Source organism: Alcaligenes aquatilis (assembly GCF_003076515.1).
Lineage (GTDB): Bacteria > Pseudomonadota > Gammaproteobacteria > Burkholderiales > Burkholderiaceae_B > Alcaligenes > Alcaligenes aquatilis.
In genome coordinates, this window is the sequence record NZ_CP022390.1 from 1,178,533 (window position 1) to 1,196,992 (window position 18,460).

The window sequence follows — 18,460 nt, forward strand, 5'->3', positions numbered from 1 at the left end:
CTAGATTAGGCTTGGCCGGCAGCAGCAGCTACCTCAGCGGCGAAATCCTCAACACGCTTTTCAATGCCTTCACCCACAACGTACAGGGTAAAGCCAGCGATCGATGCTTTTTTCTCGTCCAGCATTTGCTGCACGCTTTGCTTGTCGTTCTTGACGAAAGGCTGGCTCAGCAGAGTCACTTCTTTCAGGAACTTGGCAACAGCGCCGTCAACCATTTTGGTGACGATGTCAGCAGGCTTGCCCGATTCAGCCGCTTTCTGAGCCGCCACGGAGCGTTCGGCTTCGATTTCAGCAGCGTCAACACCGGAAGCGTCCATCGCTTTAGGACGAGTCGCAGCAATGTGCATGGCCAGATCCTTGCCCACTTCTTCGTCGCCACCGGCGAAATCAACCAATACGCCGATTTTGCCACCGTGAACGTAGCTGGCCAGTTGGCCGGCTGTTTCGTAGCGCTGGAAGCGACGGATCGAGATGTTTTCACCAATCTTGCCAACCAGAGCAGCGCGCACGGTCTCGACATTGCTGTCGGCCAGTGGCAGTTCAGCCAAAGCGGCCAGATCTGCTGGGTTGTGCTTGGCAACCAGTTGTGCGACGTCGTTGATAAAGCCGATGAAGTCATCGTTCTTGGCAACGAAGTCGGTTTCGCAGTTGACTTCAACAACGGAACCGGTCTTGGCATCGTCAGCAATGTAAACAGAAACCAGGCCTTCAGCGGTAACGCGGGTAGCTGCTTTGCTAGCCTTGCTGCCCAGCTTCACGCGCAAGATTTCTTCAGCACGTGCCATATCGCCGTCGGCTTCGGTCAGTGCTTTTTTGCATTCCATCATGGGCGCGTCGGTTTTCTCGCGCAATTCTTTAACCATCGATGCGGTGATTTGAGCCACGGTTTTCTCCAATTCTGTAGAACGTGCCCCGGCAAGCCGGGGCGATACGAAAGGTCACTGTAGCTGTCTGCCATGACAACTGATGGTGTCTGGCAGACAGCGGTGAACCTGTTACTCCTGGGTGTCAGCCTGAACTTCGACGAATTCTTCGTCAGCGGCGATTTCTTCAACCAGACCGTTCAGGTTCTGTTCGCGGCCAGCCAACACGGCGTCAGCCATGCCACGGGCGTACAGAGCGATAGCCTTGGCCGAGTCATCGTTACCAGGAATCACGTAATCCAGACCTTCTGGCGAGTGGTTGGTATCAACCACGGCCACAACGGGGATACCCAGCGTGCGGGCTTCGGCCACAGCAATCTTGTGGTAGCCGACGTCGATCACGAACAGGGCGTCAGGCAGGTTGTTCATGTCCTTGATACCGCCGATGGCCTTGTTCAGCTTTTCCAGTTCGCGCTCGAACATCAAGGCTTCTTTCTTGCTCATGGTTTCCAGACGGCCTTCAGCCATCTGACCTTCCATTTCTTTCAGACGCTTGATGGAAGTCTTGACCGTTTTGAAGTTGGTCATCATGCCACCCAGCCAGCGGCTGTCAACGTAAGGCATACCGCAACGCTCGGCCTCAGCAGCCACCAGTTCGCGAGCAGCACGCTTGGTACCGACGAACAGCACGTTGCCGCCACGAGCAGCCAGTTGACGCACGAATTTGGTTGCTTCTTCGTACTGAACAACCGTTTTTTCCAGGTTGATGATGTGGATGTTGTTACGCTGGCCGAAGATGAACGGAGCCATCTTGGGGTTCCAGTAACGGGTTTGGTGGCCAAAGTGCACACCAGCTTCCAGCATTTCACGCATTAAAGACATAAAGTTCTCCAAGGGTTTGGTCTTGTAACTGCCCGGTATCCGGTAAGGGCCGCAGCCTGTGCTGCATTCCAGACACCCCGAGACGGACAGTCACGCGATTTACTACATACAACATAAAAAACGTCGCCCGACATGAGCGTACGCCTGCACTGCAACGGACCCGCGCCTTTGAGCAGACAAGAAATCTGCCGTCAAACCCGGGCCTGAAACTTTTCTGGCTACTGCCTGCATGCAGCGCACCGCTTGCAGGTGTATCCTAGGGGATTGCCTGGTCAGCATCTGTTGAACAAGAACCGGGCTGCTGCCCATGTTGCTTTTGCAACGCTTGTAATCGTGCTGACCCTGTATTCGTTGTGAATTCTGCGTGTTTTTGCTGGCTCGCAGCGCCCTGAGGCGTTTTTTTCAATCTTGGAGCAAACTGTCCTGACCCCTTGCTTTACTCATCCGCCCTGAAGATTCAGAAGGCCTGAGAAAAGCCGGTCAAACCAGGAAAACCTAGATTTAATGCGGTAAACAGCGTCTTGCGCTGCCTTACACCGCCTTGCTTGGACAGCCGCCAGATCGTCCCAAACGGGACTGTGCGTAACTGCAAAATTCACAAAAGCCTATAATTCTACTATTTTTCAATAGACCTGTTCAAGTTGCTATGAGTATTCTCGTCACAGACCCCACTGATCTCGAAAAAATGCGCACTGCTTGCCAGACGGCGGCATCCATCCTTGACTACCTGACCCCCTTTGTCAAAGCAGGCGTCACGACTGGCGAATTGGACCGCCTGTGCATGGAGCGCATCAATGAACTAGGGGTCAAATCAGCCACCGTGGGTTACGCGCCCCCTGGCTACCCGCCCTTTCCGGGCTCTATCTGCACCTCCGTCAACCACGTCATCTGTCACGGCATTCCTGGCGATAAAGTGTTGAAAAACGGCGATATTCTGAACATGGACGTCACCATTATTCAAGATGGCTGGTTTGGTGACACCAGCCGCATGTTCTACGTGGGTGAACCCAGCATCCTGGCCCGTCGCCTGACTGAAACCACTTACGAATGCATGTGGTTGGGCATCGATCAGGTCAAGCCGGGCGCAACCCTGGGGGATATCGGCCACGCTATTCAGCAACACGCTGAAAAACAAGGCTTTTCCGTGGTACGTGAATATTGCGGACATGGCGTGGGCCAAAAATTCCATCAGGACCCGCAAGTGCTGCACTACGGCAAGCCCGGCACAGGCGTAAAACTGGAAGCCGGCATGATCTTCACCATTGAACCCATGATCAACGCGGGCCGTCGCGAACTGCGCACCCTGGCAGATCAATGGACCGTCGTCACCCGCGACCACAGCCTGTCAGCCCAATGGGAGCACGCCATACTGGTGACCGATACCGGCTATGAAGTACTGACTGTCTCGCCCGGCATGCCTGCCCCTCCAGCCATCATCAACAAGGCCTGAACCATGTCCTTCCTGGCCCAGCTTCGCGACAGAATTGCTTGCCGCCGGGCCCAGGTCTACGAGCGCTTCAGGCAAGACCTGCATTGTGATCGTCTGCTCAAAAGCCTGTGCCAGATTTGTGACCAAGGCCTGCGCGAACTCCTGGACCGTTACCCCCTGCCCCGCCAAGCCAGCTTGGCGGCCTTGGGCGGGTATGGTCGCGGGGAACTGTACCCGCACTCGGATGTGGATCTACTGATTCTGTTGCAGCGTGAACCAAACGCAGAGGACATTGACCGCATCCAGGCATTGGTCGCCGCCTTATGGGATATCGGCCTGGCCCCCAGCCACAATGTGGCCACACCCGCCCAATGCCTGGAACAAGCCAGCCAGGACATCACTACCGAAACCGCCTTGCTGGAAAGCCGCTGGTTGGCAGGCTCCAGGTTATTGCTGCGCCATGCCCAACAGCAACTGCAAAGCCAGATGGACCCGCAAGCCTTCTTTCTGGCCAAGCAGGCCGAGCAGCAGCAGCGTCATGCCCATCTGCAAGACACGCCCTACTCCCTAGAGCCCAACTGCAAAGAGTCGCCTGGCGCCTTGCGTGACTTGCAAGTGCTGCTCTGGATGGCCAGGGCAGCCGGTTTGGGGCGCACTTGGCTGGACGTCGCGCAATCCGAGCTGCTGACCGAATCCGAGCTCAATGCCCTGCAACGGGTCGAAGCAGCCTTCAAGCGCCTGCGCATTGAACTTCATCTACTGACAGGCCGCGCCGAAGACAGACTGCTGTTTGATCTGCAACCACGTCTGGCGGAAATCTACGGCTTCCAACCCACGGCCACCCGACGTGCCAGCGAACTGCTGATGCAGCGTTACTACTGGGCCGCCAAGATTGTCAGCCAGCTGAATCTGATCCTGATGCGCAGCATTGAGGAACACCTGTTTCCACAAACCGATCAGGAACCGCTTGTCCTGGATGAACACTTCCAGATTCATCATGGACAGTTGGAATTGCGTCAAGCCAATGGCTTCGAGCAAGACCCCTCTCTGATCTTTGTCGCCATGCTGCATTTGCAGCAACAAGCTAGTTTGCGCGGCCTGAAAGCCGATACGCTGCGCGCCTTATGGCACGCCCGCCGCCTGATCGATGCCACCTTCCGGGCCGAGCCCCGAAATCGACGTCTGTTTCTGGAAATTCTCCAACAGAACAAAGGCATTGTGCACACTTTGCGCTTGATGAATTTGCTCAACCTGCTGCCCCGCTACCTACCTGTCTTCCGGCGCGTGGTCGGGCAGATGCAGCACGACCTGTTCCATGCCTATACCGTGGACGAGCACACGCTGAAAGTCATACGCAATCTACGCCGCTTCACCATGGCTGAGCACAGCGAGGAGCTGTCCATGGCCAATCAGCTAATGAGCGGTTTTGATCGCCACTGGCTGCTGTATATTGCCGCCCTTTTTCACGACATTGCCAAAGGACGCGGTGGGAATCACTCCGAATTGGGTGCCCAGGACGCATTGGCCTTTTGCCAGGATCACGGCCTGATGCCCGTAGATGCAGAACTGGTGGTGTTTCTGGTCCGAGAACACCTGAGCATGTCTCAGGTCGCACAAAAACGCGATTTGAGCGACCCGAATGTGATTTTCCAGTTCCTACAAACCGTAGGCACCGAACGCCGGCTAACCGCCCTGTACCTGCTCACCGTAGCCGACATTCGTGCCACCAGCCCAACCGTCTGGAACTCCTGGAAAGGCAAGCTACTGGAGGATCTGTACAACCTGACCTTGGCCGCGTTAGGGCGCGACGTCAAGGACGGTGTCTCCGTGCTGGATCAGCGCAAACGTGACGCCGCCGGTGAAATACGTCTGGCCGGTCTGCTGGACGATGCTCGTGAAGACTTTTGGCAGTGGCTGGACAAGCCTTATTTTCTGCGTCATGACGCCAGCGAAATCGCCTGGCACACGATCCAGCTCTACCACCAGTCCCACAGCCTGACTCCTGTTGTGCGCATACGTCCCGCCGGACAAACCGACGCGCTGCAGGTACTGGTCTACACCAAAGACGCCAGCCGTCTGTTTTTACGTATCTGTCGTTACTTTGACAGCCAGGCCGTCAGCATTCAGGACGCACGCATCTACACGACTCGCCACGGCTGGGCACTGGACAGCTTTGTCGTGATGCTGCCCGCCTACGACCATGCCCTGCGGCGTGATCCCTTGCTGATCGAAACCGAGCTGTGCCAGGCACTACAGCAGGACTGGATCCCCAACGAGCATGCTCACGATCCCTATCGCGACATACGTTCGCGCCGGGCTCGAGTATTCCCCATTCAGCCCACCGTGGATCTGCGCCTGGATGAGCAAGGCCAAGACTGGATTTTGACCTTAAGTGCTACAGACCGGCGCGGTTTGTTGTACAGTCTCGCCCAAGTATTCGAGCGCCACGGCGTACGACTGCGCTCGGCCAAAGTCATGACTCTGGGCGACCGCGTGGAAGACGTCTTCATCCTCAGTGGCGCCGCACTGGAACACAACCGTCATCAATTGCGCCTGGAGCGCGATGTACGTTTGGCCCTCTCTCAACAAACCTCCGCGTCTTAATGGAAATCTCCTCTGTCTTTGCCGATGTCAGTCGCAGCTTCTTGTTTGCATTGGCCACACTCTTGCCCATGCTGAACCCGCCTGCGGCCGCCCCCATCTTTCTGACCCTGACCGAAGGGGCCAGCGTGCCCGATCGCGCCCGACTGGCCAAGAAAGTTGCCATCAACATTTTCATCATGCTGGCCATCGCTATGGTGGCAGGCAATATTGTGCTGAATTTCTTTGGCATCTCCCTACCCATCATTCGTATTGGCGGGGGCTTGCTGGTGATTGGCACCGCCTGGCGATTGATCAACGCCTCGGACTTTGATGCGGCACACGCCCAGAACATGGCCGAGTCCTATTCCTGGGAACAAATTCGCTCCAAGGCCTTCTACCCCTTGACCTTCCCCATGCTCTGCGGCCCCGGCTCCTTGTCTGCTGCGCTGACGGTAGGGGCGACCTTGCACGACAACTCGGTCGCCGGCACCATGAGCAAGCTGGCTGGCGCCCTGCCCGCTATTGCGGCGGCCAGTTTTATTGTGTTTCTGGCCTTACGTTTTGCATCCCAATTTCTGTACAAACTGGGCAAGAATGGCACCGCTGTCGTGATGCGCCTGTCCGCCTTTATTCTCTTGTGCCTGGGCGTGCAGATTACCTGGGCAGGTTTCCACGAGCTTTTCCTGGGTTTGCTACAGGAAGCTTCTACCTTTCATTCTTTAAGTTCCTCTTGATACCATGGCCGCCTCTTCCCGCCAATCCGCTGCACCCTATTATCTGATCGCCCTGCTCGCCTTCTCAGGCGTAGGCATTGCGCTGCTCTCTCAGCACGTATTCAGCATCCCGCCTTGCGCCTGGTGCGTGCTGCAACGGCTGATTTTCATTGTGCTGGGCGTATTCAGCCTGATCGCAGGTGTGCTGCAGCAACTTGGTCACCCACGCAGCTCCACCATAGCCAGCCTGCTGGGTTTGGCCACAGCAGTAGGCGGTATTGTGGCTGCCTGGTATCAGGTCTCTGTGGCGCAACACCTGTTCAGCTGCGACCAGACCTTTGCTGACCGCTTCATTACCCAATCTGGCCTGGAAAGCGGCCTGCCCTGGTTATTTGGCATCTATGCTTCCTGCATGGACGCCCGTCAACCGCTGCTGGGAATCGAATACGCCTACTGGAGCCTGGCGCTGTTTGTCATTCTGGGCCTGGGCTTGCTGCTGACCTTGTTCAAGCGTCGTGGTGCTTAGCATTGGCGGCCATATGTTTCAGGCATGGCGTGACAGCCCGGCCAGACCGTGCGCCAGCACGCCAAGAACATCGAATTATCAGGTGATGGCGTTCGCTTTCTTCCACTTGCGCAACCGCAACCGTGCATTGGCATAGGGTGACGATGTATTGAACTGGATCATCCGGCCTTGGGTGTACCTCTCATACCAAGGCATGCCATACAGCGAAGCATCGTTTTCCTGCTCAACGAGCGCGACAATGCGAGCATGTACATCCGCAAATAGCCGCAGCAAGTCAGCGTAGGCCACGCCTGCATAGTCGGCATAAAATTTTTGCGCCAGTCTGCCTAACTCGCTCCACGTATAGCCGGTTTCAGGGAAATCGACCGGTCGTCCCTTTGATTTGCCATCACACCATTTCAGCACCAACAGACTCCATCCGATCAAATAAGCCACCAGATCGGACACACTCATCTGTGTGCCTTGTCTATGCCCCGGCAGCGTCGCGTCTCGGGCATGCTCCGCTGGCACACTGGCAAGGTCGGCCATCAGTTTCTGATAGGTGGTACGAATCGCATCCAGCAATTCCTGCTTGTTCTGTGGCACCGCCATACCGATCCTCTTTACGCTACGACGAAACTTCCGATTAAAACACCCCAAAGCTTGGACTGGCGTCCAGCTTTGGGGTGTAGCTCAGAAAAGCAGATTTTCTATTCAACTAAGCGGTTAAGCGATCAATCCGTCACGTCCGGCACTTCACGACCGCTTTTGCGGCCTTCCGCCAGCAAATTCAGATAAGCCTCGTCCACATCACCCGTCACGTACTCGCCACTAAAGCAGGAGGACTCAAAACCGGCAAAACGTGGATTCAAATCGCGCAGGGATTGCTCCAGATCGTGCAGATCCTGGTAGACCAGACCATCCACACCGATTTCCTTGGCAACCTGATCCACATCACGCCCCGTGGCAATCAGCTCGGACACGGTAGGCATATCAATGCCGTATACGTTCGGAAAACGCACAGGTGGCGCTGCCGAGGCAAAGAACACCTTGTTCGCACCGGCAGCACGAGCCATGTCCACGATCTGGCGGCTGGTTGTGCCACGCACGATGGAGTCATCCACCAACAGCACGTTCTTGCCCTGGAACTCCATGGGAATGGCGCTCAGTTTCTGACGCACAGACTTCTTGCGCACTTCCTGGCCGGGCATGATGAAGGTGCGACCTACATAGCGGTTCTTGATGAAACCTTCGCGGTAGTTCAGATTCAGATGAGCCGCCAGCTGCATGGCCGATGGACGGGCCGAGTCAGGAATAGGCATCACCACATCAATATCAGCCAGACGCAGATTCTTGGCAACGTTCTCGGCCAGGTACACACCCATCAACAAACGCGCGTCGTACACCGACACACCATCGACCGTCGAATCGGGACGGGCAAAGTATACGTATTCAAAGACACAGGGATTCAGGCGCGGGTTCTCGGCACACTGGCGGCTGCTGAGATTGCCATCCAGATCAATGATGATGGCCTCGCCGGGCTCCACATCACGAACCAGCTCAAAGCCGCAACCGGTCAAGGCCACGGACTCGGAGGCAACCATCCACTCCTCGCCCTTGGGGGTCACGTTGCGGCCCAGGCACAAAGGACGAATCCCGTTCGGATCGCGAAAGGCAACCAGACCAAAGTTCGCGATTTGTGAAACCACAGCGTAAGCGCCACGAGCACGACGGTGCACGGCGGCCACCGCGTCAAACACCTCGTCCTGAGACAGCTCAGGACCGGTAGCAGCACGTTGCAGTTCGTGCGCGTACACATTCAGCAGAACCTCGGAGTCCGAGTTGGTGTTGATGTGGCGACGGTCAATGGTGAACAGCTCTTCACGCAGTTCACGCCAGTTGGTCAGATTACCGTTGTGCACAAAGCTCAGACCAAAGGGGGCATTGACGTAAAACGGCTGCGCCTCCTCCACGCTCTGGCTAGAGCCTGCAGTGGGATAACGCACGTGGCCAATACCGCTATTGCCTGGCAAAGAGCGCATGTTACGAGTACGAAACACGTCCCGCACCAGCCCAAATGCCTTGTGCATGCTGAAGAACTGGTCGTGCCAGGTCGCCAGCCCCGCTGCATCCTGCCCGCGATGCTGCAGCAAGAGCAAACTGTCATAGATCAACTGATTTACAGGGCTGCGCGCAACAACCCCTACAACTCCACACATGATTGGTTCCCGTTAGTGTGTTCTCAATAAGGCAGCCATTCTGCCAGAGACGGCGGCAGCATGGCCTTAATCGATTGCACCGCGCGGATCGCAGGCTCGGCCAACTTGGCCTGCTCCCACCACGGCTCTTTCGGTAAATCGGTATGTCCGGCCAGGATGACCAGAATCAGCACCAGCAATACCCCACGGGCCAGCCCAAACAAGCCACCCAGCCCATGATCGGCAGGTGTCAAACCCGTTTGTTCTATCAGGCTGGCCAGCAGCATGTTCAACAAACCCACCAGCAACAAGACCATAAAAAAAACGGCTCCGTAGGCCAAAGCCGTACGTAATAAGCCGTTTTCTATCCAGACTTGTATCCAACCTGATGTGCGTGGCCCCCACCAGATTGCGGCCATGAAAGCCAGCAAATAGGCGCTGAGCGAAAGAACTTCCTTGATCAATCCGCGTATCAGGCCCAGCAGGCCTGATACACCCACAATTCCAAGGACGATATAGTCGAAGCTGCTCACTTAGCCGAGATAAAACTGTTCTCGTAACCGAGCGAGCGCAAGCGGGCCTGAGCTGCCTGAGCCGCTTCACGGGTGGGGAATGGTCCCACACGCAAACGATAGGTTGGCTTGCCACCGCTTTGTGCCGTTTCTACATAGGCATTGGTCACACCGGCCGATACCAGCTGATCACGACGCGACTGGGCATCGTTCTGGTTGGAATAGGCGACAATCTGCAAAATGAAATTGCCTTGCTGCGCTGCGGGTTTGGTGGCAGCCGCAGGGGCAGGCTTGTTGGGTACACGGCCTTCGAGCAGGGCCAGCGCATAGGAGCCATCATCTGTACGACCGTTTTGGGCAGGCGCTGGAGCAGGCTTGGGTTTTTCAACAGGTTTGGGCTTTTCGACCGGTTTGGGCTGCTCTGGAGGCGTTGTCACCGGCGGTGGTGCTGTCGGCGTGCTTGGCGTGGTCACATGAGCAGGATCCGTTTCAAGGCCGGGATTGACCACAGCCAGACCACCATTTGTGCTGGTGGAGGGATCAGTCACCGGTGGCTCGTCGGGCTGCTCGATAACAGGCGTTGGGGTGTTCTCTTGCACGACTAACTCGCCAGGGCGAGTTTGCGCCGCGCCCTGCCCCGTTGTCTGACCAATAGGGCCCAAGGCCAGAGATTGCTCGGGCTCGGGTGGCGTTTTGTCGGCAGTCAGCATAGGCACCAGCACAACCACGGCCAGAACCAGAGCCAACGCACCGATCAGACGGCGGCGAGCCCGTCCACGCAGTTCCGATAATTGTGAGTCGCTAGAAGCACTAGCGCGGCGACCCGACGATGAGGAAGTATCGTTACGTGAAAATAAACCCATGAGCCCCAGACCTATGAAATAAGCAGTCTTACCGATATTCAGGAAGATGAACGGTCGTTTGCGGCTTCAAGTATCGGCCCTACTGCCGCAAACGAGCCAAACACAACAATTCTATCATTGTCACTGGCCTCTTTTAATGCCGCCTCGTAAGCGAGCCGAGGACTGTTGTAACTGGATACGACTGCTGACGCTTTACTGACCGAAGCCCGTGCAACAGGTCGAACGCCCGGGCGATGTGAACTGGATTCGGCCTCGGGGGCCAGAACATCGTCAGGCGTCTGACCACTGGCCAGAACGGTGTGCACATGATTGGCCAATTCCTCGCCCGACATGCTGCGTGGTCCTTCCAAACTGGCGCACATCCAATGATCGATACGCGTGGCCATGCGGGCAATCACGCCATCCACATCCTTGTCCTTGTACATGCCCACAACCGCAATCGTCTTGGGGTACGGCGGCATATTGTCCAGATTCTGCGCCAAGGCCGCCGCCGCATGCGGATTATGCGCCACGTCAAAGATCACGCAAGGCTGACCAGGCTGAATCTGGAAACGGCCAGGCATGTGGGCACGCAGCAAACCGGCGCGTACCGCTTGCGCAGGCACGGCCAAGCGGGGATGCAAGGATTCCAGCGCAGCCAATGCTGCAGAGGCATTAAGCAATTGGTTTGCACCACGCAAGGCCGGGTAAGCCAATGCAGCGCGGCGCTGATTGCGGCCACCGTAGGCCCATTGCTGACGGTCGCCAGAATAGTTGAAATCTTTGCCAAACAGCCACAATTGGGCACCAATCTCCTGGGCATAATCCAGCATGGTCTGTGGCGGCACGGGATCGGCGCAAATGGCGGGACGATCCGCACGGAAAATATGAGCCTTTTCCCAAGCAACCTGCTCTCGGGTATTGCCCAGGTATTCAGCATGATCAATATCAATGCTAGTAATGATGGAACAGTCCGCATCAATGATATTGACGGCATCCAGTCGGCCACCCAAACCCACTTCCAGCACCGCGACGTCAACGCGCTGCTCCTGGAACAGCAACAAGGCCGCCAGCGTGGAGAATTCAAAGTAAGTCAGTGTCAGGTCGCCCCGGGCTTCATTGATACGGGCAAATTGCGCCGTAATCTGGGCATCCTCGGCCATCTCGCCATTTAAACGAATGCGCTCGTTGTAGCGCACCAGATGCGGAGAGGCATAGACACCCACCTTGTAGGCCGCCGCCAGCAAAATCGCTTCCAGCATGGCGCAGGTCGAGCCTTTGCCGTTGGTGCCGCCCACCGTGATAACGACGGAATCCAATTTGATGTTCAGACGTTGGGCAACCTCGCGAATCCGGCCCAGGCCCAGATCAATGGCCGAAGGATGCAAAGTTTCCAAATAGGACAGCCAGTCACTCAGCGAGGAGTCGGCTTTCAGAACAGGATGAGTCATGGACAACACCAATTACAAAATAAAAACGGCAGGCGCTGATGATAGCACCTGCCGTGATCCAATACGCCTTAACTATCAGGCCAATACTGGTATTACTTGCGACGGGCTGGCGGCAAGTCCGTGCACGTCCCTTCGGCAACGGCAGCCGCCTTGCTGACCGACTCGCACAAGGTGGGGTGCGGGTGGATGGATTTGGCCAGATCGACCGGGTCCACACCCATTTCGATAGCCAGCACCAGCTCGCCAATCAGCTCGCCCGCATTGGTGCCGACGATACCGCCACCCACAATACGGTGGGTTTCCGCATCGAACAGAACCTTGGTAAAGCCTTCATCACGGTTGTTCGCAATTGCGCGACCGGATGCAGCCCAAGGGAACACGCCCTTCTCGACCTTGATACCGTCTTTCTTGGCCTGATCTTCGGTCAGACCCACCCAGGCGATTTCCGGATCGGTGTAGGCCACCGAAGGAATCACACGAGCATCAAAGAAGGATTTTTCGCCGGCGATGACTTCAGCAGCCACGTGGGCTTCGTGTTCGGCCTTATGTGCCAGCATGGGCTGGCCCACAATGTCGCCAATCGCATAGATGTGCGGCACGTTGGTGCGCTGTTGCTTGTCAACCGGGATGAAGCCACGGTCTGTAACCTGCACACCAGCTTTCTCGGCACCGATCTTCTTACCATTGGGCGAGCGGCCCACGGCTTGCAGAACCAGGTCGTAGCGCTGTGGCTCGGCCGGAGCGTTCTTGCCTTCGAAAGTTACCCAGATGCCGTCTTCGCGGGCTTCGGCAGCCACCGTGCTGGTTTCCAGCATCATGTGGTCAAAGCGATGCTTGTTCATCTTCTCCCACACCTTGACAACGTCGCGGTCTGCACCCGGCATCAGGCCGGTTTGCATTTCCACCACGTCCAGGCGTGCGCCCAAAGCCGAGTACACCGTACCCATTTCCAGACCGATGATGCCACCGCCTACAATCAGCATGCGCTTGGGCACAGACTTCAGTTCCAGCGCACCAGTGGAGTCCACCACGCGTGGATCGTCAGGCAAGAATGGCAGTTTTACCGACTGGCTACCGGCAGCAATAATGGCCGAACCGAACTTGATCACTTTCTTGGTGCCGTCGTTGGCGGTCACTTCGATGTGATTGGGGTCCAGGAACTGGCCGTTACCGACCACAACCTGGACCTTGCGGCCCTTGGCCATACCGGCCAGACCACCGGTCAGCTTGCCGATGACCTTGTTCTTGTAGTCGCGCAGCGCATCGATGTCGATTTGCGCTTCGCCGAACTTGATGCCGTGTGTGGCCAGGGACTTGGCCTCCTCGTAGACCGCCACAGTATGCAGCAAGGCCTTGGAAGGAATACAACCCACGTTCAGACACACACCACCCAGAGTGCTGTAGCGCTCGACCAGAGCCACTTTCAGGCCCAGATCAGCCGCACGGAAGGCCGCGTTGTACCCGCCTGGGCCAGCGCCCAGAACAAGCACATCCACGGAGTCATCCGCAGCACCCTGATGGCTGGCCGCCTGCGGAGCAGGTGCCGAGGCCGGAGCAGCAGCGGCAGGCTCAGTTGCCTGCGGCGCTTCTTCTTTGGCGGGTGCCGCAGCGGGAGCCGTCTGGCCTTCCGCTGCTTCGATCTTGGCAATGGCCGAACCCTGGGAGACTTTGTCACCCACCTTGACCAGCAATTCCTTGATCACCCCCGCCTGAGCGGCAGGGATTTCCATCGAGGCCTTATCGGACTCCACGGTGATCAGGCTTTGCTCGAGCTCGACCGTATCACCGACCTGCACCAGCACTTCGATGACATCTACTTCACCGGAGTCGCCGATATCCGGGACCGTCAGATCAATCAGACTCATGACAACTCCTTACAGTGCAATACGACGGAAGTCGGCCAGCATCGTTGCCAGGAAGGCATTGAAACGGGCAGCCGAGGCACCATCGATAACGCGGTGGTCGTAAGACAGGGACAGCGGCAGCATCAGGCGTGGCGCAAATTCCTTGCCATTCCAGACGGGCTGCATGGAGGAACGTGACAGCCCCAGAATGGCCACTTCGGGCGCATTGATAATGGGTGTGAAATCCGTACCACCAATACCACCCAGCGAGGAAATGGTGAAGCAACCGCCTTGCATCTGGGCTGCGCTCAACTTGCCATCGCGGGCCGCAGCAGCCAGTTCGCCCGTTTCACGAGCGATATCCAGAATGCCTTTCTTGTCGGCATCACGAATTACCGGCACAACCAGACCATTAGGCGTATCCGCCGCAAAACCGATGTGGTAGTACTGCTTGAGCACCAGATTGTCGCCATCCAGCGAAGCGTTGAATTCGGGGAATTTCTTCAGGGCCGCCACGGCAGCCTTGATGACAAAAGCCAGCATGGTGACACGAGCGCCGGACTTCTTGTATTCCTCGTTCAGCTCTTTGCGAAGGGCTTCAAGAGAGGTAATGTCAGCCACTTCGTTATTGGTGACATGAGGAATCATGACCCAGTTGCGATGCAGGTTGGCACCCGAAATTTTCTTGATGCGCGACAGAGCCTGCGTTTCGACTGGGCCAAACTTGGCAAAATCGACCTTGGGCCAGGCCAGCACATCCAGACCGCCGACCTGAGCCGCCGTACCGGCTGCAATAACCGGAGCAGCGCCGCCAGCCATGACTTGCTTCACAAAGCCACGCACGTCGTCAGCCGTAATACGACCTTTATCGCCCGAGCCATGAACCTTGGCCAGATCCACACCCAATTCACGCGCAAATTTACGCACACTCGGTGAGGCGTGGGGCAGATTACGTAATGAGCCTTCTGCTTGAGCAAAGGCAGCCGTAGGCGAGACACGCTCTGGAGCCGGTGCGCCGGCACCGACCACGACCGAGGAACTGGCCGCAGGCGCAGCAGCGGCAGGAGCGGATTCAGCTTTAGGAGCAGGAGCGGATTCAGCTTTAGGAGCAGGAGCGGCTTCGGCCTTGGCCGGTGCTGCGGCAGCACCTTGCACGGTCAGTTCCAGAATGTCGCTACCCTGGCTGACCTTGTCACCCAGCTTCACTTTGATGGCCGTGACCACGCCAGCATGGGAGGACGGCACCTCCATGGAAGCCTTGTCCGATTCCACGGTGATCAGGCTTTGGTCCACTTCGATAGTGTCACCCACTTGAACCATGATTTCGATTACGTCCACATCACGGGCGTCGCCGATATCAGGTACTTGAACCGTTACTTGCTGTTCACCACCCGCCGCAGCGGTTGCGGCGGCGGGCGCCGCTTCAGCCTTGGAAGCAGGCGTGGCCTCGGCCTTGGCAGGCTCAGCGGCAGGCGCTGCCTGCGCACTTTCGGCGGCTTCCAGTTCCAGAACCAAGCTGCCTTCCTTGACCTTGTCACCCAGTTTGACCTTGATGGACTTGACCACGCCAGCGTCAGACGATGGGATTTCCATGGAGGCCTTGTCGGACTCCACCGTAATCAGGCTTTGCTCGACCTCAATGGTCTCGCCTTCCTTGACCAGGATTTCGATCACTTCGACAGCGTCGTCAGCACCGATATCCGGGATTTTGACTTGAATGATATTGCTCATGATTCAGTCCCTTATGCGTGCTGCGGGTTGGCCTTGGAAGGATTGATGCCGTATTTGGCAATCGCCTCGGACGCTTTGCTGAACGGAATCTTGCCTTCCTCAGCCAGCGCGCGCAGAGCAGCCAACACCACGAAGTGACGATCAACCTCAAAATGCTCACGCAGCTTGAAGCGGTAGTCGGAACGACCAAAGCCATCGGTACCCAGCACTTTCAGTGTGCGGTTCTTAGGCACGAACGGACGAATCTGGTCACCAAAGGCCTTGATGTAGTCGGTAGAGACCACGATAGGACCGTCGGTGTTTTGCAATTGGGTCGTCACGTACGGTACAGGCAGATCCTTGCCTTCCGGATTCAACAGAGCGGCACGCTCGCAATCCAGACCATCACGACGCAGTTCAGTAAAGCTGGTGACACTCCAGACATCGGAGCCAATGCCCCAGTCTTTTTCCAGCAGATCTTGTGCCGCGATCACTTCGCGCAAAATCGTACCCGAACCCATCAGTTGAACACGCAGCTTGCTGTCCTTGGCAACCGACTTGAACTTGTACATGCCACGCAGGATGCCGTCTTCATCGCCTTCGACCAAACCAGGCTGAGCGTAGTTCTCGTTCATCAAGGTGATGTAGTAGTACACATCTTCCTGGTCCTGCACCATGCGCTTCAAACCATGCTGCATGATGACAGCCACTTCGTGAGCGAAGGTGGGGTCATAGGATATGCAGTTAGGAATCAGCGAGGACTGAATATGGCTATGACCATCTTCGTGCTGCAGACCTTCACCGTTCAGGGTGGTGCGACCGGCGGTGCCGCCCAGCACGAAACCACGTGCCTTCATATCACCGGCTGCCCAGGCCAGATCGCCAAAGCGCTGGAAGCCGAACATCGAGTAATAGATGAAGAACGGGATCATGATGCGGTTGTTGTTGGAGTACGACGTGGCCGCCGCAATCCAGGAGCTAAATGCACCCTGCTCGTTAATCCCTTCCTGCAACAACTGACCGTTGGCCGTTTCGCGGTAGTACATGACCTGATCTTTATCGACCGGGGTGTACTTCTGGCCTTCAGGCGCGTAAATACCGATCTGACGGAACAGACCTTCCATACCAAAGGTACGGGATTCGTCCGCCAGGATAGGCACAGCACGAGGCCCCACCTGTTTGTCGCGCAGCAAAGTATTGAGGAAACGGACAAACGCTTGCGTCGTGGAGATCTCACGGCCCTCGGCAGTGGCTTCCAGCATGGGCTTGAACGCGTCCAGTGTCGGCACGGTCAACTGCTCGTCCGCCTTGTTGCGACGCTTGGGCAGGTAGCCACCCAAGGCTTGACGGCGGGCATGCAGGTACTGCATTTCTGGAGAGTCTTCCGCTGGCTTGAAGTAAGGCAGCTCTTCCAGTTTGTCATCAGGAACCGGGATGTTGAAACGGTCGCGGAATTCGCGTACGGCGTCCAGATCCAGGCTCTTTTGTTGGTGCGACGGGTTCTTGGCTTGGCCCACGTGGCCCATGCCGTAGCCCTTGATGGTCTTGGCCAGAATAACGGTAGGCTGACCTTCGTGCTTGGTGGCGGCATCAAATGCAGCGTACACCTTGTGAGGATCGTGACCGCCACGGTTCAGGCGCCAGATGTCCTCGTCGCTCATGCGGCTGACCATTTCCAGCAGCTTGGGGTGCTTGCCAAAGAAGTGCTCGCGAACGTAGGCGCCATCATTGGCTTTGTAGGCCTGATATTCGCCGTCCACGGTTTCTTCCATGACCTTGCGCAGGATGCCTTCCTTGTCGCGGGCCAGCAAGGGATCCCAGTAACCGCCCCAGATCAGTTTCAGCACGTTCCAGCCAGCACCACGGAAGGTCCCTTCCAGTTCCTGGATGATTTTGCCGTTACCACGTACAGGGCCGTCCAGACGCTGCAGGTTGCAGTTCACGATGAAAATCAGGTTGTCCAGCTTTTCACGTGCCGCCAGACCAATGGCGCCCAGGGATTCGGGTTCGTCCATCTCGCCGTCGCCCAGGAACACCCAGACTTTACGGCCGCTGGTATCAGCAATGCCACGGGCATGCAGGTACTTCAGGAAACGGGCCTGGTAGATCGCCATCAATGGACCCAGGCCCATGGATACGGTGGGGAACTGCCAGAATTCGGGCATCAACTTGGGATGCGGGTAGGACGGCAAGCCTTTGCCATCGACTTCCTGACGGAAGTTGTTCAACTGCTCTTCGGAGATGCGGCCTTCCATGAAGGCGCGGGCGTAGATACCGGGTGAGGAGTGGCCCTGAAAGAACACCATATCGCCGCCGCGATCTTCGGTTTCAGCGTGCCAGAAATGGTTTTGACCGCAGCCGATCATGGTGGCCAGCGATGCAAACGAGGCAATGTGTCCGCCCAAACCACCGCCATCGGGAGGAGTTTCGCGGTTAGCGCGCACGACCATGGCCATGGCGTTCCAGCGAATGTAGGAACGGATACGCTCTTCGAGCACCAGATTGCCGGGGTGGGCAGGTTCCAGACCGGGAGGGATCGTGTTCTCATAAACCGTGTTGGGCGAGAACGGAATGTGAGCGCCGGAGCGACGGGCCAGATCGATCAGCTTTTCGATCAGATCATGGGCACGGGCCGGGCCTTCACGGTCCACCACCGCCTCCAGGGCGTCAAGCCACTCTTTTGTTTCTAGGGCTTGGTCTTGACTGACCTGAGCCGAACTATTGTCTTGGGTTGAGGACATATAGTGTCTCCATATATGTGGTAGTAGTCCGGTCTTGTTCGACGCTGAGCCGCCCCTCTAAGAAGAAGTAAAGCGATCCTGACCGAAGCGGGTATTGCGGACTGTGAGCGTTCAAGGCGGGGTACGCCTGCACCAAACCATTCTAGGAAAGAACACAGAAAGGCTCAAGCAAAATTTCATTTTATGG

At 57.0% G+C, this 18,460-nt stretch carries 14 protein-coding genes; 4 read left to right on the forward strand and 10 right to left on the reverse strand.

The annotated features are described in order from the left end of the window. Positions 1-5: 5 nt before the first annotated feature. Both tsf and rpsB read right to left on the reverse strand, forming a co-directional pair. On the reverse strand, positions 6-884 hold the full coding sequence (tsf, locus tag CA948_RS05490) for a translation elongation factor Ts (RefSeq protein ID WP_108727532.1): 879 nt from the start codon (positions 882-884) through the stop codon (positions 6-8). Positions 885-995: 111 nt separating this feature from the next. Beyond that, positions 996-1,745 carry a 30S ribosomal protein S2 gene (gene rpsB / locus CA948_RS05495; RefSeq protein ID WP_094196821.1) on the reverse strand — a complete coding sequence of 250 codons (750 nt, stop codon included), beginning with the start codon at positions 1,743-1,745 and terminating at the stop codon, positions 996-998. Between the two features lie 646 nt (positions 1,746-2,391). Here rpsB and map point away from each other — a divergent pair. Genes map through CA948_RS05515 form a run of 4 tightly spaced genes read left to right on the forward strand, consistent with a single transcriptional unit; the run spans position 2,392 to position 6,996 of the window. After that, positions 2,392-3,195, forward strand: coding sequence for a type I methionyl aminopeptidase (map, locus tag CA948_RS05500; protein ID WP_094196822.1), 804 nt, complete (start codon positions 2,392-2,394; stop codon positions 3,193-3,195). A gap of 3 nt (positions 3,196-3,198) precedes the next feature. Beyond that, positions 3,199-5,778, forward strand: coding sequence for a [protein-PII] uridylyltransferase (locus CA948_RS05505; RefSeq protein WP_108727533.1), 2,580 nt, complete (start codon positions 3,199-3,201; stop codon positions 5,776-5,778). Further along, a complete protein-coding gene (locus CA948_RS05510) occupies positions 5,778-6,491 on the forward strand; it encodes a MarC family protein (protein WP_094196824.1) in 714 nt (237 codons plus the stop codon). Before CA948_RS05505 ends, CA948_RS05510 begins: the two co-directional genes overlap by 1 nt. A 4-nt stretch (positions 6,492-6,495) precedes the next feature. Further along, positions 6,496-6,996, forward strand: coding sequence for a disulfide bond formation protein B (locus tag CA948_RS05515; RefSeq protein WP_094196825.1), 501 nt, complete (start codon positions 6,496-6,498; stop codon positions 6,994-6,996). 78 nt (positions 6,997-7,074) lie between these two features. On the opposite strand, the gene CA948_RS05520 is transcribed toward CA948_RS05515, so the two are convergent. The 8 genes from CA948_RS05520 to aceE all read right to left on the reverse strand — a co-directional run bounded on the left by CA948_RS05520 (position 7,075) and on the right by aceE (position 18,273). Beyond that, the gene (locus tag CA948_RS05520) at positions 7,075-7,587 is read right to left on the reverse strand and encodes a ClbS/DfsB family four-helix bundle protein (protein WP_108727534.1); all 513 of its coding nucleotides are present in this window, start codon (positions 7,585-7,587) and stop codon (positions 7,075-7,077) included. A gap of 122 nt (positions 7,588-7,709) precedes the next feature. After that, entirely contained in the window at positions 7,710-9,194 is a 1,485-nt protein-coding gene (purF, locus tag CA948_RS05525; protein WP_094196827.1) for an amidophosphoribosyltransferase, read from the reverse strand. Positions 9,195-9,217: 23 nt separating this feature from the next. Further along, the gene (locus CA948_RS05530) at positions 9,218-9,706 is read right to left on the reverse strand and encodes a CvpA family protein (protein WP_094196828.1); all 489 of its coding nucleotides are present in this window, start codon (positions 9,704-9,706) and stop codon (positions 9,218-9,220) included. Then, on the reverse strand, positions 9,703-10,548 hold the full coding sequence (locus CA948_RS05535; protein WP_094196829.1) for an SPOR domain-containing protein: 846 nt from the start codon (positions 10,546-10,548) through the stop codon (positions 9,703-9,705). The genes CA948_RS05530 and CA948_RS05535 overlap by 4 nt, the downstream gene beginning before the upstream one ends. 38 nt (positions 10,549-10,586) lie before the next feature. Further along, the gene (gene folC, locus CA948_RS05540) at positions 10,587-11,978 is read right to left on the reverse strand and encodes a bifunctional tetrahydrofolate synthase/dihydrofolate synthase (RefSeq protein WP_108727535.1); all 1,392 of its coding nucleotides are present in this window, start codon (positions 11,976-11,978) and stop codon (positions 10,587-10,589) included. 92 nt (positions 11,979-12,070) lie between these two features. Further along, entirely contained in the window at positions 12,071-13,843 is a 1,773-nt protein-coding gene (gene lpdA, locus CA948_RS05545) for a dihydrolipoyl dehydrogenase (protein WP_108727536.1), read from the reverse strand. 9 nt (positions 13,844-13,852) lie between these two features. Further along, the gene (aceF, locus tag CA948_RS05550; protein ID WP_108727537.1) at positions 13,853-15,553 is read right to left on the reverse strand and encodes a dihydrolipoyllysine-residue acetyltransferase; all 1,701 of its coding nucleotides are present in this window, start codon (positions 15,551-15,553) and stop codon (positions 13,853-13,855) included. An 11-nt stretch (positions 15,554-15,564) separates the two neighbouring features. Then, positions 15,565-18,273, reverse strand: a complete 2,709-nt coding sequence (gene aceE / locus CA948_RS05555; protein ID WP_108727538.1) for a pyruvate dehydrogenase (acetyl-transferring), homodimeric type — start codon at positions 18,271-18,273, stop codon at positions 15,565-15,567. Between the last annotated feature and the right edge of the window lie 187 nt (positions 18,274-18,460).

What these genes read in the sequence shown, in the direction of transcription:
- rpsB (WP_094196821.1), bottom strand. Translation starts at nt 1,745, where the DNA reads ATGTCTTTAATGCGTGAAATGCTGGAAGCTGGTGTGCACTTTGGCCAC.
- map (WP_094196822.1), top strand. Translation starts at nt 2,392, where the DNA reads ATGAGTATTCTCGTCACAGACCCCACTGATCTCGAAAAAATGCGCACT.
- CA948_RS05505 (WP_108727533.1), top strand. Translation starts at nt 3,199, where the DNA reads ATGTCCTTCCTGGCCCAGCTTCGCGACAGAATTGCTTGCCGCCGGGCC.
- CA948_RS05510 (WP_094196824.1), top strand. Translation starts at nt 5,778, where the DNA reads ATGGAAATCTCCTCTGTCTTTGCCGATGTCAGTCGCAGCTTCTTGTTT.
- CA948_RS05515 (WP_094196825.1), top strand. Translation starts at nt 6,496, where the DNA reads ATGGCCGCCTCTTCCCGCCAATCCGCTGCACCCTATTATCTGATCGCC.
- CA948_RS05520 (WP_108727534.1), bottom strand. Translation starts at nt 7,587, where the DNA reads ATGGCGGTGCCACAGAACAAGCAGGAATTGCTGGATGCGATTCGTACC.
- purF (WP_094196827.1), bottom strand. Translation starts at nt 9,194, where the DNA reads ATGTGTGGAGTTGTAGGGGTTGTTGCGCGCAGCCCTGTAAATCAGTTG.
- CA948_RS05535 (WP_094196829.1), bottom strand. Translation starts at nt 10,548, where the DNA reads ATGGGTTTATTTTCACGTAACGATACTTCCTCATCGTCGGGTCGCCGC.
- folC (WP_108727535.1), bottom strand. Translation starts at nt 11,978, where the DNA reads ATGACTCATCCTGTTCTGAAAGCCGACTCCTCGCTGAGTGACTGGCTG.
- lpdA (WP_108727536.1), bottom strand. Translation starts at nt 13,843, where the DNA reads ATGAGTCTGATTGATCTGACGGTCCCGGATATCGGCGACTCCGGTGAA.
- aceF (WP_108727537.1), bottom strand. Translation starts at nt 15,553, where the DNA reads ATGAGCAATATCATTCAAGTCAAAATCCCGGATATCGGTGCTGACGAC.
- aceE (WP_108727538.1), bottom strand. Translation starts at nt 18,273, where the DNA reads ATGTCCTCAACCCAAGACAATAGTTCGGCTCAGGTCAGTCAAGACCAA.